The organism is Chryseobacillus diguaensis (assembly GCF_049220665.1).
Classification (GTDB): Bacteria; Bacillota; Bacilli; order Bacillales; family Bacillaceae; genus Metabacillus_B.
Window position 1 is genome coordinate 418,330 of record NZ_JBMKNV010000001.1, and the last position, 20,802, is coordinate 439,131.

Consider the following 20,802-nt stretch of genomic DNA (forward strand, 5'->3'; position numbering starts at 1 on the left):
AGTGTCTAGTGAACACTGTGATCGCATTTGTTTTAATTTTTGGTGCTCTCGTTTTCTTTCATGAGCTGGGCCATCTCCTTTTGGCAAAAAGAGCGGGCATTCTTTGCCGGGAATTTGCGATCGGCTTTGGACCAAAAATACTTTCTTTTAAAAAGAATGAAACAATCTATACCATCAGGCTTCTTCCTATAGGCGGCTTTGTAAGAATGGCTGGGGAAGATCCCGAAATGATTGAAGTTAAACCGGGATATCATGTCGGTTTGCTGCCTGGCAAAGACGGAAAAATTGAAAAAATCATTATCAATAATAAAGAGAAGTATCCCGAAGCGAGAATAGTGGAAGTAGAAAAGGCAGATCTTGAGCATGGCATGTTCATCACTGGCTTTGAAGAAGGGGAAGAAGAGGCTCTTCAGCGTTTTGAGATATCTGAACATTCCTTTTTTATAATGGATGGCCAGGAAGTTCAAATTGCCCCTTATAACAGGCAATTTGCTTCGAAAACACTTGGACAGAGGGCAGCTGCTATTTTCGCAGGTCCGTTCATGAATTTTATTCTCGCATTTGTCGTACTCTTTTTCCTGGGACTGTTTCAAGGCTCCCCGGTCGATGAGCCGAAGCTTGGCGAATTGACGAAAAACGGGACAGCCATTCATTCCGGACTTAAAGAAGGAGACGTTGTTGAGTCTATAAATGGGAAAACCGTTTCTTCTTGGAAAGATGTAGTGGATATTATCAGATCAAGTCCTGACAAGGAATTGTCCTTTAAAATTAACAGAAGCGGGAAGGATCTTTCTGTAAAAGTTGTTCCTGAAAGCTTTAAAGCAGGGGATCAGACGATAGGAAGAATCGGGGCTTATAACCCAGTAGAAAAAGGCTTTTTTACTGCCGTGAAATATGGGGCAACAGAAACATTCAATGTAACAAAAGAAATTATACTGGGACTTGGCAAGCTGATCACCGGTCAATTTTCCATTAAGATGCTTTCAGGGCCTGTTGGAATTTACGATGTAACAGACAAAGTAGCACAGTCAGGTATTGAAAACCTGTTTCGCTGGGCTGCTATGCTCAGCATTAACCTTGGTATTGTTAACCTTCTTCCTTTACCGGCTCTTGATGGAGGACGTTTATTGTTCTTTGCAGTCGAAGCAGTAAGAGGACGACCGATTGACCGTCAAAAAGAGGGAATGGTTCACTTTATCGGATTCGCCTTGCTGATGCTTTTAATGCTGGTTGTTACATGGAATGATATACAGCGGCTTTTCCTTTTAAAATAAGGCTGTTTTCGCATAGATTGTTGCTATTCGCAAATTCCCTTATCACGCATTTTGTCTTGCTTCGTGGCATCATTTTTTAAAGTTCCTGCCAAGCAAGGATCTTGTAAAAGATATTTATTGTGAAAAGCAACAAAGTTTAAGAAAAGAGCCTAAAATAATGAATTCCTAAATTTACGAGAAATAGATTAGAACGAGGTGCTTTAAGATGAAACAAAGTATGACTTTTATTCCTACCCTTCGTGAAGTTCCCGCTGATGCGGATATTAAAAGCCACCAGCTTTTGCTCCGTGCGGGTTACATCCGTCAAAATACAAGCGGAATATACAGCTATATGCCGCTGGCTGCAAAAGTGCTGCAAAAAATTCAAAATATCATCCGCGAAGAAATGGAAAATGCAGGAGCTGCTGAGCTGCTTATGCCGGCTCTTCAGCAATCAGAGCTATGGCAGGAATCAGGCAGATGGTACTCATACGGTCCTGAACTAATGCGTTTTCGAGACAGGCATAACAGGGAATTCGCTCTTGGTGCTACCCATGAAGAAGTCATTACGAGCCTTTTGCGTGATGAGGTGAAATCGTACAAAAGGCTTCCGCTTACCCTTTATCAAATTCAGTCAAAATTCCGTGATGAAAAACGTCCTCGCTTTGGTCTTTTAAGAGGAAGAGAATTCATTATGAAGGATGCTTATTCTTTTCATTCTTCACAAGAAAGTCTTGATGAGGTATATGACAAGATTTTTCAGGCCTACAGCAATATCTTTTCCCGCTGCGGTCTTGACTTCAGAGCGGTTATCGCTGACTCTGGTGCAATGGGCGGTAAAGATACTCATGAATTTATGGTGTTATCTGAAGTGGGTGAGGATACCATTGCATATTCTGATACGTCCAAATACGCTGCCAATATTGAAATGGCGCCTGCACCAATGGAATATGAGAAATCCAATGAAGAGCCAAAAGACATTGAAAAAGTGGAGACACCTAATCAGAAAACCATAGAAGAGGTTGCTGCTTTCTTAAACGTTGAGAAAGAAAAATGCATTAAAACACTGCTGTTTAAAGCAGATGATTCTTTTGTTCTGGTTCTCGTACGCGGAGATTATGAAATAAACGATATCAAGGTGAAAAACCTGGTCGAAGCAAGAACCGCAGAACTTGCCGCACAGGAAGAAACGAAAGAAGTGCTGAATTGTGTTACAGGGTATGTTGGACCATTAAACATACCAACTGACGTTAAAGTGATTGCCGATTATTCTGTCCAGTCTGTTGTGAATGGAGTTTGCGGAGCAAATGAAGAAAACTTTCATTATGTAAATATTAACCCTGATCGGGACATTCCTTCCATTCAATATGCTGATCTTCGTTTCATCGAAGAAGGCGATGCATCTCCTGATGGAGAAGGCAGCATAAAGTTTGCAAGAGGAATTGAAGTTGGACATGTTTTCAAACTTGGAACAAGGTATTCAGTAGATATGAATGCTATGTATCTTGATGAGAACGGAAGATCACAGCCAATGATTATGGGCTGCTATGGGATTGGAGTGTCCAGAACAATGGCTTCCATTGTAGAGCAGTATAATGACGAGAAAGGCATTATCTGGCCGCTTTCTGTTACACCGTTTGATGTTCATGTGATTCCGGTTAATGTGAAAAGTGATGATCAGGTTGCACTTTCTGATAAGCTCTATAAAGATCTGAAAGCAAAAGGGTACGATGTTCTGTATGATGACAGAGCAGAACGTGCAGGAGTGAAATTTGCAGATGCCGATTTAATCGGGCTTCCTGTAAGAATTACTGTCGGCAAGCGTGCGGGAGAAGGAATTGTCGAAGTGAAATTCCGCCGTAATGGAGAGAGCCAGGAGATCCACGCTGATGAACTTCCAGGTTTGCTCAATGATTTATTTTTGAGGTAGGCTCTATTCTTAAGGCTCTTTTCTTAAACTTTGTTGCTCATGACCCTATATTGCGTTCAAAAGGTAAGATTCTATAAGAAAAGATGCCCCGAAGTTAGGCTGAATGCGGTATAAGAGCTTGTACGAGCAACAATCTTTGCGAAGACAGCCTTAGGTAAAATCCTTTAGAATTCCAATCATTTTTTTAAAAAAACTGGCTTATTCATGTTATGATATTACTAAATAAACGGTAAATTAGGGGCTGACCCCAAAACAAAGTGCATTGCACATTCGTACAAATGAAGAGACAAGAAGAAAAATTTCATGTCTCTTGTTGTACAGATGGTGAGCAGAGTACTTATGGGTCAGCCCCTTCCATTTTGGAAAGAGGGGAAAGTTCGATCATGGAAGAGAGAATTATGGATCAAATCGAACGATTTCAGCTCCTGCTTCAGCAGCTGCAATTAACAGATGACCAAGTTGTTTCACATTTTCATAATGGAGCCATCTCGAAATTGACGGTGCACAAAAATGAAAGAAAATGGCATTTTGAGTTTCTATTCGAAAAATTGCTCCCGATCGAAATTTATCAGCTTTTACATGGAAGGCTTACGAAGGCCTTTTCTCATATAGCCTCTGTTACATTTTCAATTAAAGTGAAGCAAGAGAAGCATCCGAGCGAAAAAATGCTGCAGGATTACTGGCCTTTTTGTATTCAGGAGATAGAAGGCATATCCCCGCCAATGCTTTCGCTTCTAAGCGAACAGCTTCCATCTGTTCAGGGAATCAAAATGCTGATTAAAACCAGAAATGATACGGAAGCTGTGTCCTTGAAGAAAAAATACGGCTCTCTCATAATTGACAGCCTACAAGAATTCGGTTTTCCGCTCCTTCAGCTTGAAACAGAAGTGAATCATTCAGAAGAAGATATGATGAAGTTCAATGAATTGAAGCTGCAGGAGGACAAAGCAAGAGCTCTGGAAGCTGTGTCAGAAATGGAAAAAAAAGAACGGGAGTCTTCCGATCAGCCTGAAATCACAGGGCCTGTCACAATTGGATATCCGATCAAAGCCGACGAAGAGATTCGACTCCTTCATACGATTGAAGACGAAGAGCGCCGCACGGTGGTTCAAGGCTATGTCTTTTTTGCTGAAACGAAGGAATTAAGAAGCGGAAGAACCCTTCTTACATTGAAAATAACAGATTATACGAGCTCTATCCTTGTTAAGATGTTTGCAAGAGACAAAGAGGATGCGGGCATCATGCAGGCGATTAAGAAAGGGATGTGGCTAAAAGTCAGAGGAAGCATCCAAAACGATACATTTGTCAGAGATCTTGTTATGATTGCCAACGATATCAATGAAGTTAAAGCGATCGAAAGACTCGACTCAGAACCGGAGGATCAAAAACGGGTTGAACTTCACCTTCACTCCCCAATGAGCCAGATGGATGCTGTATCTTCTGTATCAAGTCTTGTCGGACAAGCAAAGAAGTGGGGCCATAAGGCTATCGCAATAACAGATCATGCAATCGCACAGTCTTTTCCTGAAGCCTATTCAGCAGGAAAAAAAAATGGCGTCAAAATACTGTATGGAATAGAAGCCAATCTCGTTGATGACGGAGTTCCAATTGCCTACAATGATGCCCACTTGCTGCTTTCAGAAGGAACCTTCGTTGTATTTGACGTAGAAACAACTGGCTTATCTGCTGTATATGACACGGTGATTGAGCTTGCGGCAGTAAAGATTCATGATGGTGAAATAATTGATAGATTCGAATCTTTTGCAAATCCCCATCATCCTCTTTCTGCAACTACGATTAACCTTACCGGTATTACCGATGATATGGTGCAGGATGCTCCGGAAGTAAAAGAGGTCTTTCAGCGGTTTAAAGACTGGATTGGAAACGACATTCTTGTTGCCCATAATGCAAGTTTTGATATGGGATTTTTAAATGATGGGTATAAAAATCAGCTGCAGACCTCAAAAGCATCTAATCCGGTCATTGATACGCTTGAACTTGGCAGATTTTTGTATCCTGAAATGAAAAATCACCGCCTGAATACGCTCTGTAAAAAATTTGATATTGAATTGACACAGCATCACCGCGCTATTTACGATGCGGAGGCTACAGGGTATCTGCTTGTAAAAATGCTGAAGGATGCCGCTGAAAAAGGAATTTTGTATCATGATCATCTTAACGATAATATGGGTCAAAGCAATGCGTATCAAAGATCCAGGCCTTTTCATGCTACACTGCTTGCAAAAACGGACGAAGGTTTAAAAAACCTGTTTAAACTCATATCCCTTTCTCATATAGACTATTTCTATAGAGTGCCTCGAATCCCGAGATCTGTATTGAAAAAGTACCGGTCGGGGCTTTTGATTGGCTCAGGCTGCGAAAAAGGCGAGGTATTTGAAGGCATGATGCAGAAGTCTCCTGAAGAGACCGAAGAAATTGCAGGGTTTTATGACTATATTGAAGTTCATCCTCCAGTCGTTTATAAGCATTTGATTGATCAGGAGTATATAAAGGATGAAACAGCCTTAAAGGAAATCATCTCAAACTTAGTAAAGGTTGGAGATAAGCTCGGCATTCCTGTTGCCGCAACCGGCAACGTGCACTATCTGAATCCTGATGATAAAATCTACAGAAAAATTCTCGTCAGTTCTCAAGGAGGAGCCAATCCTCTTAACAGGCATGAGCTGCCTGATGTTCATTTCCGTTCAACAACTGAAATGCTTGAGTGCTTTCAGTTTTTAGGAGAAGAAAAGGCGCGGGAAATTGTTATTCAAAACACTCAAGCTATTGCTGGTTTGATTGATGAGATAAAACCGATTAAAGATGATCTCTACACCCCGAAAATTGAAGGTGCAGAGGATGAGATCAGGGAAATGAGCTACACCATGGCTAAAAGCATATATGGGGACACACTTCCTGAAATCGTTGAGGCGAGGCTTGAGAAAGAACTGAAAAGCATTATCGGCCATGGATTTGCAGTTATCTATCTGATTTCCCATAAGCTTGTTAAAAAATCTCTGGATGATGGCTATCTAGTTGGTTCAAGGGGATCAGTCGGATCATCCTTAGTCGCTACGATGACTGAGATCACAGAAGTTAACCCGCTTCCTCCGCATTATGTATGCCCTAATTGCAAGCTTTCAGAATTTTTTAATGACGGGTCAGTCGGTTCAGGGTTTGACTTGCCTGATAAGGACTGTCCGAAGTGCGGAGCTGTATACAGAAAAGACGGCCACGATATTCCATTTGAAACCTTCCTTGGATTTAAAGGAGATAAAGTACCCGATATCGATTTAAACTTCTCAGGAGAATATCAGCCAAAAGCCCATAACTATACAAAGGTTCTGTTTGGCGAAGATAACGTTTATCGTGCGGGAACGATCGGAACAGTCGCAGAAAAAACAGCATACGGGTATGTAAAAGGTTATGCAGGCGACCATAACCTGAACCTTCGGGGAGCAGAAGTAGACAGACTTGTACAAGGGTGTACAGGGGTTAAGAGAACAACTGGTCAGCATCCCGGCGGAATTATTGTTGTCCCGGATTATATGGATATTTTTGATTTTTCACCGATTCAGTATCCTGCCGATGCGACAGGATCTGAGTGGAAAACAACGCATTTTGATTTTCATTCCATTCATGATAACTTGCTGAAGCTCGATATACTTGGCCACGATGATCCGACGGTCATTCGTATGCTGCAGGATTTGAGCGGAATCGATCCGAAGACAATACCGACAGATGATCCTGAGGTTATGAAAATATTCAGCGGAACGGCATCCCTCGGGGTAACACAGGATCAGATTATGTGCAAAACCGGAACACTCGGAATACCTGAGTTTGGAACCCGATTTGTGCGGCAGATGCTTGAGGATACAAAGCCGACTACTTTTTCTGAACTCGTACAGATCTCAGGACTTTCCCACGGAACAGATGTATGGCTTGGAAATGCCCAGGAGCTGATACACAATAATACGTGCAATCTTAGTGAGGTAATCGGCTGCCGTGATGACATCATGGTATACTTGATCTATCAAGGCCTTGAACCTTCATTTGCTTTCAAAATTATGGAATCAGTTCGTAAAGGGAAAGGCCTCACCCCTGAAATGGAAGAGGAAATGAGAAACAATAATGTGCCTGAGTGGTATATTGATTCCTGTCTGAAAATAAAATACATGTTCCCGAAAGCCCATGCGGCAGCATATGTACTGATGGCTGTTCGTATTGCCTATTTTAAAGTGCATCATGCCCTGTTATATTATGCAGCCTATTTTACCGTTCGGGCAGATGATTTTGATATTGAAACACAAGTAAAAGGTTCTACAGCTATTAAAGCAAAAATTGAAGAGATTAACAGCAAAGGGCTTGATGCTTCACCTAAGGAAAAAAGTTTGCTGACTGTAATGGAACTTGCTTTGGAAATGTGCGAAAGAGGGTATTCCTTCCAAAAGGTAGATCTGTACCGTTCCAGTGCTTCTGAATTCATTATTGACGGTGATTCTTTGATACCCCCGTTTAATTCCATTCCTGGTCTTGGAACAAATGCAGCCATCAACATTGTTAATGCAAGGAAGGACGGAGAGTTTCTTTCCAAGGAAGATCTTCAGCAGCGCGGTAAAGTTTCAAAAACGATTTTAGAGTATTTGGACAAGCAAGGCTGCCTTGACGCACTGCCGGATCAGAACCAGTTATCTCTGTTCTAAACAGGCCAGAGCTTTTTAGGAACAAAATCTCTTTTACAAACGGTTTATGAACAGAAAAAAAAGAGTTGAAATGCTTATTAAAGAAGGGCTTCAGATATCAATGATTTAAGTGAACAGCTATTTGCAAAAAAATACAGGTTATGGTATAGTTTTATTGGAAATGCTAGCGATACCTGAGGCGAAGAGAGTGGGGCAACCCGCTCTTTTGTATTGAGTAGGACCTCTTTCGATAGTGAATTACAAAAATTCCCTGCTAAATTAGCAGGGTTTTTCATCAGCTATAGGAGCTATTTTGCTTGGAATACAAGGAGGAAAAGAATGAGTAAAAAAGTAACCGATGTTGTCGCTGACCTTGCTGCGCCAATAGTAAATGAACTAGGGCTTGAACTGGTAGATATCGAATATGTGAAAGAAGGAAAAAACTGGTTTCTTCGCGTATTTATAGATTCAGATGACGGCGTAGATATTGAAGAGTGCGGAATTGTCAGTGAACGGCTGAGTGAAAAACTTGACCCGTTGGATCCTATACCTCACAACTACTTTTTAGAAGTTTCTTCTCCTGGAGCAGAGCGTCCGCTAAAAAAAGAGGCTGATTTTCAAAAAGCAATCGGCAAGCATGTGAATATTAAAACGTACGAACCAATAGACGGAGAAAAAGTATTCGAAGGTATCCTTGAGTCATTTGATGGAAAAACCGTTACTGTAACCGTTACAATCAAAACAAGAAAAAAACAAGTAGAAATTCCTTACGAAAAAGTTGCCGGTGCAAGACTGGCTGTAATTTTCGGATAAACGGGAAAGAAAGATCTTTTTAAGCTATCCTAACAAGCTTGAGAAGAATGAGTGCATGAATGTATAAGGGGGAAACAGTAAAAATGAGTAGTGAACTTTTGGATGCCTTAACGATCCTTGAAAGAGAAAAAGGCATCAGCAAAGAAGTGATCATTGAAGCGATTGAAGCAGCGCTGATATCTGCCTACAAACGAAATTTCAATCAGGCACAGAATGTTCGCGTTGATTTGAACCGCGACACAGGCACAATGCGCGTGTTTGCCCGCAAAGACGTTGTAGACCAGGTGTTTGATCCGCGCCTTGAATTGTCAGAGGATGAAGCTCATTCCATAAATCCGAACTATGTGGTCGGAGATATTGTGGAAATTGAAGTAACACCTAAAAATTTCGGCCGTATTGCTGCACAAACAGCAAAGCAGGTTGTTACCCAAAGAGTTCGTGAAGCAGAACGAGGAGTTATTTATTCTGAGTTTATTGACCGCGAAGAAGATATCATGACAGGAATCGTTCAAAGAATAGATTCTAAATTCATTTATGTCAGCCTTGGTAAAATTGAGGCTTTGCTTCCAGTAAATGAGCAAATGCCAAACGAACAATATAAACCGCATGACCGCATTAAGGTCTTTATTACAAAAGTTGAAAAAACGACAAAAGGGCCGCAAATTTTTGTTTCCAGAACACATCCTGGGCTGCTTAAACGCCTATTTGAAATTGAAGTGCCGGAAATTTTTGATGGTACTGTTGAGATTAAATCGGTTGCAAGGGAAGCAGGGGACCGTTCGAAAATTTCTGTTTATGCAGAACAGGTTGAGATTGACCCTGTTGGATCCTGTGTAGGTCCTAAAGGACAAAGGGTACAGGCTATAGTTAATGAGCTGAAAGGCGAAAAAATTGACATCGTTCGCTGGTCAAGCGATCCGGTGGATTTTGTAGCAAATGCTCTAAGCCCTTCTAAAGTAGTAGAAGTCCTTGTAAATGAAGAAGAAAAAGCTACAACTGTCATTGTTCCGGATTATCAGCTGTCTTTAGCCATCGGTAAAAGAGGGCAAAATGCCCGCCTTGCTGCGAAACTGACAGGCTGGAAAATTGATATTAAAAGCGAATCTGATGCTGAAAAGCTCGGTATGCTTTCCCAAAAAGCACCAGCAAGTGATGAAGCAAAAGAAGATTATGATGCATATGAAGAACAGGGCGAATAAGAGGTGATACCGCGTGAACAATCGTAAGAAAATTCCTTTACGAAAATGCGTGGCTACCGGAGAAATGAGACCTAAAAAAGAAATGGTCCGCATCGTAAAGTCTTCTGAAGGCGATGTCTCCATTGACTTAACAGGGAAGAAAAATGGTCGCGGAGCCTACTTAACTTTGGATAAGGAATGTGTTTTACTGGCCAAAAAAAAGAACATTCTATCCAGCCAGTTAAAGGCCCATATTGACCCATCATTGTACGAAGAACTGCTGGAACTTGCAGAAGCGGAAAAACAGTCTTGAATCAGCAGTGGATGTCTTTATTAGGACTGGCCAATCGAGCGCGAAAAGTCATTTCAGGTGAGGAACTTGTCGTTAAAGAAGTGAGAAAAGGAGGGGCAAAGCTTGTCCTGCTCTCAAATGATGCTTCTTTTAATACCCAAAAAAAAGTAACAGACAAATGCAAAACCTATCAGGTTCCGGTTGCATACGTAGCAGACCGTCTTCTCCTCGGCCATGCCATCGGAAAAGAAGCAAGAGTGGTCGTAGCCATTACGGAAGCTGGATTTGCCTCAAAATTAAAAGACTTGCTCGATTAAATAACTCGGGGGTGAACACATGGCAAAAATGAGAGTATATGAATACGCAAAACAGCACAATGTGTCTAGCAAAGATGTAATTAATGCATTAAAAGATTTAAACTTTGAAGTGAGCAATCATATGGGTATGATTGAAGACAAATTTTTGCAGCCATTAGATAATAAATTTGCAAAAAAATCTGCTCCCAGCCAAAAGCCTGCTCAAAATACAGGGGCAGCACCTGCTAAAAATAATTCCGCTCAAGGAAAAACAGCAAAGCCGGAACGTGCTGTTTCCATTAAAGAAAACAGCGGAAATTCTAACACTTCCCTAAAGAAAACTCCTGGTAATGGCGGAGGAAATAAAAAAGGCACCCAAAAACCAGGCGGCGGCAATCAGCCATTCAATAAAAATAAAAAGAATAACAATAAAAAAGGCAAGCCGGCTAATCAAAACAGCCGCACTTTCCAGCCTCAGCCAGAAAAGCCTAAAAAAGAACTTCCAAGCAAAATTACATTTACTGGATCTTTGACTGTAGGCGAATTAGCTCAAAAATTGTACAAAGAGCCATCTGAAATTATTAAGAAGCTTCTGCAATTGGGTGTTATGGCTACGATTAACCAGGAACTCGACAAAGATTCCATTGAGCTGATCGCAGGCGAATTCGGTGTGGAAGTGGAAGAAGAAATTCTGTTTGATGTAACAGAATTTGAAGGATATGAGCAGGAAGACAAAGAAGAAAACCTTGCTGTACGTCCTCCGGTTGTAACGATTATGGGTCATGTTGACCATGGTAAAACAACGCTTCTTGACTCTATTCGAAATACAAAAGTAACTGAGGGAGAAGCAGGCGGGATCACTCAGCACATTGGTGCTTACCAAATCGAAACGAATGGTAAGAAAATCACGTTCCTTGATACTCCAGGGCATGCTGCCTTTACAACGATGCGCGCACGCGGAGCTCAAGTAACAGATATTACAATCCTTGTAGTTGCAGCTGATGACGGAGTTATGCCTCAGACAATTGAAGCCATTAACCATGCAAAAGCGGCAGAAGTGCCGATTATTGTTGCTGTTAATAAAATGGATAAACCATCTGCCAATCCTGACCGTGTTATGCAGGAATTAACAGAGCACAATCTGGTTCCTGAAGATTGGGGCGGAGATACTATTTTTGTATCGGTATCTGCTTTAAAAGGTGATGGAATAGATGACCTTCTTGAAATGATCCTATTGGTCAGTGAAGTAGAGGAACTGAAAGCAAATGCCGCAAGACGCGCAACAGGTACTGTTATTGAAGCGCAGCTTGATAAAGGCCGCGGATCTGTTGCAACACTTCTTGTCCAAAACGGTACGCTTCGCGTAGGCGACCCGATTGTAGTAGGAAATACGTTCGGCCGTGTGCGTGCTTTGGTCAACGACCTTGGCCGCCGCGTAAAAGAGGCTGGCCCTTCAACACCTGTCGAAATCACAGGTTTAAATGATGTTCCTCTTGCAGGAGATCAGTTTATGGTATTTGAAGATGAGAAAAAAGCCCGCCAGGTTGGGGAAGCAAGAGCTTCAAAACAGCTTGTTGAACAGCGCGGCGAAAAATCAAAACTCAGCCTTGATGATTTATTTGAACAAATCAAGCAAGGCGAAGTGAAGGATATTAACCTGATTGTAAAAGCTGACGTTCAAGGTTCAGTAGAAGCATTGGCATCTTCCCTTCAGAAAATTGAAGTTGAAGGTGTTAAGGTTAAAATTATCCATACTGGCGTAGGTGCCATTACTGAATACGATATTATGCTTGCTTCCGCATCGAATGGTATCGTAATCGGATTTAACGTTAGACCTGATACAAATGCGAAACGTGCTGCAGAGGCAGAAAACGTTGATATTCGTCTTCACCGCATCATCTATAAAGTGATTGAAGAAATAGAAGCGGCAATGAAAGGGATGCTTGATCCCGAATTCCAGGAAAAAATTATCGGCCAGGTTGAAGTTCGTCAAACGTTCAAAGTTTCCAAAATCGGTACGATTGCAGGAGGCTATGTCACAGACGGAAAAATCACCCGTGACAGCGGAATCCGCCTGATTCGTGACGGCATTGTCATTTTTGAAGGCGAAGTCGACGTTCTGAAACGCTTTAAGGACGATGTGAAGGAAGTTTCACAAGGCTATGAATGTGGTATTACCATTAAGAACTTTAATGACATTAAAGAGGCTGATGTTATTGAAGCGTATGTAATGGAAGAAATTGAACGAAAATGATTGGCTGTGTCGAATGTGATTGCTTGATTTATGATGCAGGGTCTTTGAAAGAGAAACGTTCTGTTTTGCAAAGAATCATTATAAGGGTACGCCAGAAATTTAATGTTTCTATTGCAGAAATCGATCATCAGGATTTGTGGCAGCGAACCCGATTTGGGATTGTTGCTATCACCTCGAGTAAGATAAGCACAGAACGTGAGCTGCACAATGTATTGCAGTTTATAGATTCTTTTCCTGAAATCGAGCGCACAGTTACATCTTTTGAGTGGTTTTAAGAATGAGGTGATGTAATGAGCATGAGAGCTACTCGTGTCGGCGAACAGATGAAAAAGGAATTAAGTGATATCATCGGCCGAAAAATGAAGGATCCGAGAATAGGGTTCGTAACCGTTACGGATGTTAGAGTAACCGGCGACCTGCAAATCGCCAAGGTTTATATTTCTGTACTTGGCGGAGAGGAACAGCGGGAAAACACCCTTAAAGGACTTGCGAAGGCAAAAGGTTTTATCCGTTCTGAAATAGGCCAGCGCATCCGTCTAAGAAAAACACCGGAAATTCAGTTCGAATTCGACGAATCAATTGATTACGGAAACCGGATTGAAACACTCATCCACGAAATTAACGAGTCTGATCACAAAGACGAACAATAGGACGGAGTGCTTTGAGTAAAAAGGATAGACACGATGTCTATCCTTTTTATTTTGGCTCTATCCTATTTGTTGGGATTGAGAAACAATTCCTGAAAATATGCAAAAAGAAATTGTGAAAATAAACTATTATAAGTTGAAAGGAAGGGAAGCATGGAAGGTGTTTTATTGCTGAATAAACCTGCAGGTATGACCTCTCACGATTGTGTTTCAAGAATCAGAAGGCTTTTCAAAACAAAAAAAGTGGGGCATACTGGAACTCTTGATCCTGATGTAACAGGAGTGCTGCCGATTTGCATTGGAAGAGCAACTAAAATTGTTGAATATTTAACAGCTTCCGTTAAAACGTATGAAGCTGAAGTGACTCTCGGATTTTCCACTGCCACAGAAGATGCATCAGGAGAAATAGTGGAAAGAATGAAAGTGGAGCGCAAAATTACAGAGAAAGAAGTCCAGGAAGTTTTCCAGGCAATGATTGGGGAAATTGAGCAAACCCCTCCCATGTATTCGGCAGTAAAGATAAACGGCAAAAAGCTTTATGAATACGCCCGGGAAGGAATAATAATTGACCGTCCAAGCAGAACGATTACCATTCATGAACTGGATCTGATCAGCCCTGTTGAGGAAAATGTAATGGATTATACGGTTTCTTTCAAGCTCAGGACATCATGCTCAAAAGGTACCTATATCCGGACACTTGCTGTAATGATCGGGGAACGCCTCGGTTATCCTGCGCATATGTCTTATTTGATCAGAACCCGTTCTGGTCATTTTGATCTGGAAGAGTGCGAAACATTTGAAGAAATTGAAGAAAAACTTGAAAATAACAGTATGCAGCTGATCCCTATTGGAGAAGCTTTAAACCATTTGCCCAAATGGGTGATAAATGATACATTAGCAGGGAAAGTGAAAAATGGCGCAGTGCTTGAAGTGCCAGACAGGCTGAAAGATTTGCCTATGGAGGCATCTGTCGCCGTTTTTAATGAACAGGAAGAATGTTTGGCTATTTATCAAAAACATACAGATAAGGCAGGCCTAATGAAGCCCGCCAAAGTTCTTTATCAAAGGAGCTAATTTAACTCTCGTCAGAAAAGGTGAAATACGTGCAGACGATAAGGCTTTCTCATCCTAATACTTTTACACATACAATTCCGGGCGGCCTATCAATGGCTTTAGGCTATTTTGACGGCGTACACCGAGGGCATAAAGAGGTCATTTTAACAGCAAAAAAATGGGCTGAAAATAATGGGGCAAAATGCGCTGTAATGACTTTTTATCCTCATCCCTCCAAGGTTCTTAGGAAAAACGTCAAACCAGTCGAACCGATAACGCCTCTTTCAGACAAAATAGAATTAATAGAAGAGCTTGGCGCAGATTACTTGTTTGTAGTTGATTTTACAGAAGAATTTGCAGCACTTGAACCGCAGGAATTCATTGATCAATATATGATTTCTCTAAATGTCAAACATGTGACTGCAGGATTCGATTTTACATACGGTAAGCTTGGAAAGGGTACGATGGAAGCGATGCCTTTTCATTCCAGGGGGCAATTTACCATTACCACCGTTTCAAAACAGACAGATCATGACAGAAAGATCAGCTCAACATTAATTCGGGAAGTAGTCCGAAACGGAGATGTCTCATATGCCGCTCTATTATTGGGACGTCCGCATTTTGCTAAAGGTGTGGTCATCCATGGAGATAAAAGAGGAAGAACCATCGGTTTCCCGACGGCAAATGTTGAATTGAAAGAAGACTGTCTCATACCTCCGACAGGAGTTTATGCCGTTTCCCTGCTCCTTAATGGCAAGGAATACAATGGTGTTTGCAACATTGGCTATAAACCGACTTTTTATGATGAAAAAAGCCTGAAACCGAGTATAGAGGTTCATATATTTGATTTTAATCAGGAAATTTATGATCAAAGTGTTAACGTATTTTGGCATAAAAGAATCCGGAGTGAACAGAAATTCAGCGGCGTAGAAGAGCTTATCGCACAAATCGCATTGGATAAAAAAGCGGCTGAAGATTATTTTCATAATAAATAACGAATACCTTGCTTTTTAATCATGAAAATAGTATTCTTATACTTGTAACTTTTAAACCATTGCTTGGCAAGTCGAGTCTCCGACGCTTGCTCGGTAATTGGGGATATTAAAATAATAGGAGGTGAATAGGATGGCAATGACGCAAGAGCGTAAAAACGAAATTATCAGCGAGTACAGAACTCATGATACTGACACTGGTTCACCAGAGGTTCAGATCGCTATCCTAACTGAACAAATCAACACTTTGAATGATCATTTGCGTACTCACAAGAAAGACCACCATTCACGTCGCGGTCTTTTGAAAATGGTAGGTAAGCGCCGTAACTTGTTAACTTACCTTCGTAACAACGATGTACCACGTTACCGTGAGTTAATCAACAAACTTGGCTTACGCCGATAATCTTACTTAAAAGCGGGAGAATTCCCGCTTTTTTAGTGTAAGAAAAAAGATGCTTGAAAGCCTGTTTTCGAGGGTTTTTATAGATAAGAAAGATATATTTCTACTTAATGAACTACGGTTGTATAAGTTGAATTGTCCAGCTCCAGCGCCTAGCCCCTCGAGGTCACTTCAGAAAAAATCAAAAAGTCAAAACCAGACTATTCGATTTTTTCTGTAAGTAGCTGTCGGGGCTGAACAAGGCGCTTGCGCTTTTCTTTCTATTCAGCTATTTACATATACAACTAACATTGATATGTTGAATTTAATTAGTCCATACTAATACATAATGTATTTTAATGCATATGAAGAGAGGAGCACTAACATTTATGGGACAAGATAAACAAGTCTTTTCCATTGACTGGGCCGGAAGAACACTTACCGTAGAAATTGGCCAGCTTGCCAAACAGGCGAACGGTGCCGTCCTTGTCCGTTATGGAGATACAGCAGTACTCAGTACTGCTACAGCTTCAAAAGAACCAAAGACCGTTGATTTCTTTCCGCTGACAGTTAACTATGAGGAAAGACTGTATGCAGTAGGTAAGATCCCAGGCGGATTTATCAAACGCGAGGGAAGACCGAGTGAAAAAGCTATTCTTGCAAGCAGGCTAATTGACCGTCCAATCCGTCCGCTGTTTGCTGATGGTTTCCGTAATGAAGTTCAAGTTGTCAGTATTGTGATGAGTGTGGATCAAAACTGTTCCTCTGAAATGGGAGCGATGTTTGGTTCATCACTTGCCCTCACCATTTCGGATATTCCTTTTGAAGGGCCGATCGCAGGGGTGGTTGTAGGCAGAATTGATGGCGAATTTGTCATTAACCCGAATGTTGAGCAAATGGATAAAAGCGATATCAACCTTATTGTAGCTGGTACGAAGGATGCCATTAACATGGTTGAAGCAGGCGCAGACGAAGTGCCTGAGGATATCATGCTTGAAGCCATTATGTTCGGCCACGAAGAAATTAAGCGCTTGATTGCATTCCAGGAAGAAATTGCAGCAAAAGTCGGCAAGCAAAAACTTGAAATTTCACTATATGAAATTGATGCTGAACTTGAAAGAGAAGTAAGAGAAGCTGCAGAAGCAGATTTGCTTAATGCCATTCAAGTACAGGAAAAGCATGCCCGTGAAGATGCGATCAATGAAGTGAAAAAAGCGGTCCTTTCCAAGTATGAGGAAAATGAAGCTGAACAGGACGTTCTGAAGCAAGTAAAGGAAATATTATCGAAACTTGTGAAAGAAGAAGTCCGCCGTTTAATTACTGAAGAAAAAATCCGTCCTGACGGAAGAAAGATTGATGAAATCCGTCCTCTTTCCTCAAGCACAGGCATTCTTTCAAGAACGCACGGATCAGGACTTTTCACAAGAGGACAGACCCAGGCTTTAAGCATCTGTACACTCGGTGCTCTTGGTGATGTGCAGATTCTTGACGGACTTGGAATTGAAGAATCCAAACGTTTCATGCACCATTACAACTTTCCTCAGTTCAGTGTAGGGGAAACAGGTCCTATGCGCGGTCCTGGCCGACGTGAAATTGGACATGGAGCTCTTGGCGAACGAGCTTTGGAACCGATTATTCCTTCTGAAAAGACATTCCCCTATACGATTCGTCTAGTTTCAGAAGTTCTTGAATCCAACGGATCTACATCTCAGGCAAGTATTTGTGCAAGCACGCTTGCAATGATGGATGCAGGAGTTCCGATAAAAGCGCCTGTAGCAGGGATTGCCATGGGGCTTGTTAAATCTGGAGATCATTACTCTGTATTGACAGATATTCAGGGTATGGAGGATCATCTTGGAGACATGGATTTCAAAGTTGCTGGAACATCCAAGGGTGTAACTGCTCTTCAAATGGATATTAAAATCGAAGGATTATCAAGAGAAATCCTTGAAGAAGCACTTCAGCAGGCGAAAAAAGGAAGAATGGATATTCTGGATTCCATGATGGCTACCATTTCAGAACCAAGAGCAGAACTATCCCAGTATGCTCCTAAAATTCTGATCATGAATATCAATCCTGACAAAATTCGTGATGTTATTGGGCCAAGCGGAAAACAAATTAACAAGATTATTGAAGAAACAGGCGTCAAAATTGATATCGAGCAGGATGGAACAGTCTTCATTTCATCAATAAATGAAGAGATGAACCAAAAAGCGAAGAAAATCATTGAAGATATTGTACGTGAAGTTGAAGTAGGGCAAATGTATCTAGGAAAAGTGAAGAGAATTGAAAAATTCGGTGCTTTCGTTGAATTGTTCACTGGCAAGGATGGCTTAGTCCATATTTCAGAACTCGCTGAAGAGCGTGTCGGAAAAGTGGAAGATGTTGTAGCTCTTGGCGATGAAATTCTTGTGAAAGTAACGGAAATTGATAAGCAGGGCCGTGTAAACCTTTCTAGGAAGGCTGTACTTCGTGAACAAAAAGAGAAGGAAGCTTCCAATGAATCGTAAACCATGAAGCCAGGGCAACCCGGCTTCTTTGTTTTAGATTTCAAATAAAAACGGTACAAGTTCTACCTTGTCCCCCTTTTACATATTTTTTAATAAGGCTGTTTTCTAAGAAGCGCAGGTTAGTGATTTTAGAATCTATAATAGAGGTACTGAGCTAGCTGAAAAGTGCTTCCATCATGAATGAATCACAACCAGTTTTAAGAAAAAAGCCCTTTATTAAAAAGGGGGATCCTAATATGAAAAAAAACACGGCACGTTTTTCTTTTCTAGCCATGCTTGCTGCGGCAATTATTATAAATCCTTTTACAGCAAGTTATTTTGAAAGCTTTAAAATGGCTGTTCCTGCAGGAAACATGACAAACAGCCTTTATGATGAAATTGCTGCAAAGTCAAAATCCTACGAGGCAGCACCTCAAAATGCAGAAATACATAAAATATGGAAAGCTACTCCTGGTTATAATGGGCTAACAGTGGATGTGAACGCTTCCTACGAAAAGATGAAAAAAGGCGGCAAGTTTGACGATAGTTTGCTTGTGTTTAAGCAGGTCCCCCCTGTCATTCATCTTAAAGATCTTCCTCCTTCCCCTATATACCGCGGAAATCCGGAAAAACCGATGGTGTCATTTTTGATAAATGTTGCCTGGGGCAATGAATATATTCCCAAAATGCTTGACACATTAACTAAATACCATGTGAAAGCTACTTTTTTCCTTGAAGGAAGATGGGTGAAGGAGAATCCAGAGCTTGCCAAAATGATAGCTGATGCGGGACAGGAAATTGGAAATCATTCATATACTCATCCGGATATGAGCCGTCTCTCATCTGACGCAATCAGAAGCCAGATTCAAAAGACAAATGAGGTTATTCAAGCGGCAACGGGCAAAAAAACAGTTTGGTTTGGACCTCCGAGCGGAAGTTTCAGGGATGAGGTTACAAAGGTATCGCGGCAAATGAATATGGGGATGGTACTATGGAGCGTTGATACGATAGATTGGCAAAAGCCTTCTCCAGAGGTGCTTTTTGCAAGGGTTATGAAAAAAGTGCATAATGGGGCTATGATTCTTATGCATCCAACAGATTCAACAGAAAAAAGCCTGGAAAAGCTGATACTTTCCATTAGGAAAAAGGGATTGATGCTCGGAACGGTTACCTCTTTAATGAGTGAAGAGCGGATTATCACCCATCCTGGTCAAGAAACAGTTCAGGACCAGCAATAGAATAGGAGGAATCCCCATTGATTAGAAAATATACGTGTCAAAACGGAGTAAGAATCGTACTTGAAAATATTCCGACAGTCCGTTCCGTTGCAATCGGTATTTGGATTGGCACAGGATCAAGAAGTGAGGATCCTTCAACAAACGGTGTTTCGCATTTTCTTGAGCATATGTTTTTTAAAGGCACTAAATCGAGAAGTGCCAGAGATATTGCAGAATCCTTTGACAGCATCGGCGGTCAGGTAAACGCCTTCACATCTAAAGAATATACCTGCTATTATGCCAAAGTTCTTGATGAGCATGCAGGCTATGCGCTCGACATCCTGTCTGATATGTTCTTCCATTCCACTTTTGATGAAGAAGAATTGAAAAAAGAAAAAAATGTGGTTTATGAAGAAATTAAAATGTATGAAGACACTCCGGATGATATTGTTCACGACCTTTTAAGCAAGGCTACTTACGGCAGCCATCCGCTTGGTTACCCGATTCTCGGTACAGAAGAAACCCTTAATTCGTTCAATGGAAATTCACTAAGGGAATATATGGATCAATTTTATATTCCTGAAAATGTGGTGATTTCTGTTGCAGGAAATATACAAGAGGATTTCATTAAAGAAATTGAAAAACAATTTGGCTCATATGAGTCTAAGCATAAAAAACAGGAGTATCAAGTGCCGGATTTTAATGATCATAAGCTTTCAAGAAAAAAAGAAACAGAGCAGGCACATTTATGCTTAGGATTTAATGGTTTAAAAGTAGGGCATGAACGAATTTACAGCTTGATTGTTCTGAATAATGTACTTGGCGGCAGCATGAGCAGCAGGCTGTTTCAGGATGTTCGGGAGCAGAAAGGCCTTGCTTATTCTGTCTTCTCCTACCACTCTTCTTACCTTGATAATGGAATGCTTACGATATACGGGGGAACAGGGAGCAGCCAGCTGGAGCTCCTCTATGAGACGATTCAGGAGTCTCTGACCAAACTGAAGCAGGACGGCATTACAGAAAAAGAACTAAGAAACAGCAAAGAGCAAATCAAGGGTAACTTAATGCTTAGCCTTGAGAGCACAAACAGCCGAATGAGCAGGAACGGGAAAAACGAACTTCTGCTTGGACGTCATCGTTCACTGGATGAAATTATTGAAAATGTAAATGAAGTGACTGAACAAAGTGTCAATCAGCTTGGACTTGATCTATTCAGAGGCCCATACTCTGCTTCCCTGATTAGTCCTGATGGAGTTTTGCCTAAAGGACTTGTTTAATTAGCTGTTAACATATGCAAAACCCCGAAAACTTATTTCGGGGTTTTTCA

General features: G+C 41.2%; 16 protein-coding genes. All 16 read left to right on the forward strand.

The annotated features are described in order from the left end of the window. Positions 1-8 precede the first annotated feature (8 nt). The 16 genes from rseP (at position 9) to ACOT8F_RS02170 (ending at position 20,752) form a co-directional block, all read left to right on the forward strand. Positions 9-1,274, forward strand: coding sequence for an RIP metalloprotease RseP (gene rseP / locus ACOT8F_RS02095; RefSeq protein WP_421649888.1), 1,266 nt, complete (start codon positions 9-11; stop codon positions 1,272-1,274). 205 nt (positions 1,275-1,479) lie between these two features. Then, on the forward strand, positions 1,480-3,183 hold the full coding sequence (locus ACOT8F_RS02100) for a proline--tRNA ligase (RefSeq protein ID WP_421649889.1): 1,704 nt from the start codon (positions 1,480-1,482) through the stop codon (positions 3,181-3,183). Positions 3,184-3,581: 398 nt separating this feature from the next. After that, the gene (locus ACOT8F_RS02105; RefSeq protein WP_421650033.1) at positions 3,582-7,886 is read left to right on the forward strand and encodes a PolC-type DNA polymerase III; all 4,305 of its coding nucleotides are present in this window, start codon (positions 3,582-3,584) and stop codon (positions 7,884-7,886) included. Between the two features lie 318 nt (positions 7,887-8,204). Next, entirely contained in the window at positions 8,205-8,678 is a 474-nt protein-coding gene (rimP, locus tag ACOT8F_RS02110; RefSeq protein WP_421649890.1) for a ribosome maturation factor RimP, read from the forward strand. Between the two features lie 83 nt (positions 8,679-8,761). Then, on the forward strand, positions 8,762-9,877 hold the full coding sequence (gene nusA, locus ACOT8F_RS02115; RefSeq protein WP_421649891.1) for a transcription termination factor NusA: 1,116 nt from the start codon (positions 8,762-8,764) through the stop codon (positions 9,875-9,877). 13 nt (positions 9,878-9,890) lie between these two features. Further along, a complete protein-coding gene (rnpM, locus tag ACOT8F_RS02120) occupies positions 9,891-10,169 on the forward strand; it encodes an RNase P modulator RnpM (protein WP_421649892.1) in 279 nt (92 codons plus the stop codon). An 11-nt stretch (positions 10,170-10,180) separates the two neighbouring features. Beyond that, positions 10,181-10,465, forward strand: coding sequence for a YlxQ family RNA-binding protein (locus ACOT8F_RS02125; protein WP_421650034.1), 285 nt, complete (start codon positions 10,181-10,183; stop codon positions 10,463-10,465). A gap of 19 nt (positions 10,466-10,484) precedes the next feature. Further along, positions 10,485-12,698 (forward strand): translation initiation factor IF-2, encoded by a 2,214-nt coding sequence (gene infB / locus ACOT8F_RS02130; protein WP_421649893.1) that lies wholly within the window; start codon positions 10,485-10,487, stop codon positions 12,696-12,698. Further along, complete coding sequence (locus ACOT8F_RS02135; protein ID WP_421649894.1) at positions 12,695-12,973, forward strand: DUF503 domain-containing protein; 279 nt, start codon at positions 12,695-12,697, stop codon at positions 12,971-12,973. The genes infB and ACOT8F_RS02135 overlap by 4 nt, the downstream gene beginning before the upstream one ends. A gap of 15 nt (positions 12,974-12,988) precedes the next feature. Further along, positions 12,989-13,348, forward strand: a complete 360-nt coding sequence (rbfA, locus tag ACOT8F_RS02140; protein ID WP_421649895.1) for a 30S ribosome-binding factor RbfA — start codon at positions 12,989-12,991, stop codon at positions 13,346-13,348. 150 nt (positions 13,349-13,498) lie between these two features. Further along, entirely contained in the window at positions 13,499-14,419 is a 921-nt protein-coding gene (truB, locus tag ACOT8F_RS02145; RefSeq protein WP_421649896.1) for a tRNA pseudouridine(55) synthase TruB, read from the forward strand. A gap of 29 nt (positions 14,420-14,448) precedes the next feature. Next, positions 14,449-15,393, forward strand: coding sequence for a bifunctional riboflavin kinase/FAD synthetase (gene ribF / locus ACOT8F_RS02150; protein ID WP_421649897.1), 945 nt, complete (start codon positions 14,449-14,451; stop codon positions 15,391-15,393). 130 nt (positions 15,394-15,523) lie between these two features. Continuing rightward, positions 15,524-15,793 (forward strand): 30S ribosomal protein S15, encoded by a 270-nt coding sequence (gene rpsO, locus ACOT8F_RS02155; protein ID WP_421649898.1) that lies wholly within the window; start codon positions 15,524-15,526, stop codon positions 15,791-15,793. Between the two features lie 365 nt (positions 15,794-16,158). Then, positions 16,159-18,279 carry a polyribonucleotide nucleotidyltransferase gene (pnp, locus tag ACOT8F_RS02160; RefSeq protein WP_421649899.1) on the forward strand — a complete coding sequence of 707 codons (2,121 nt, stop codon included), beginning with the start codon at positions 16,159-16,161 and terminating at the stop codon, positions 18,277-18,279. Between the two features lie 236 nt (positions 18,280-18,515). Continuing rightward, positions 18,516-19,496 carry a polysaccharide deacetylase family protein gene (locus ACOT8F_RS02165; RefSeq protein WP_421649900.1) on the forward strand — a complete coding sequence of 327 codons (981 nt, stop codon included), beginning with the start codon at positions 18,516-18,518 and terminating at the stop codon, positions 19,494-19,496. A 17-nt stretch (positions 19,497-19,513) separates the two neighbouring features. Continuing rightward, complete coding sequence (locus ACOT8F_RS02170) at positions 19,514-20,752, forward strand: M16 family metallopeptidase (RefSeq protein WP_421649901.1); 1,239 nt, start codon at positions 19,514-19,516, stop codon at positions 20,750-20,752. The last annotated feature ends 50 nt before the right edge of the window (positions 20,753-20,802 follow it).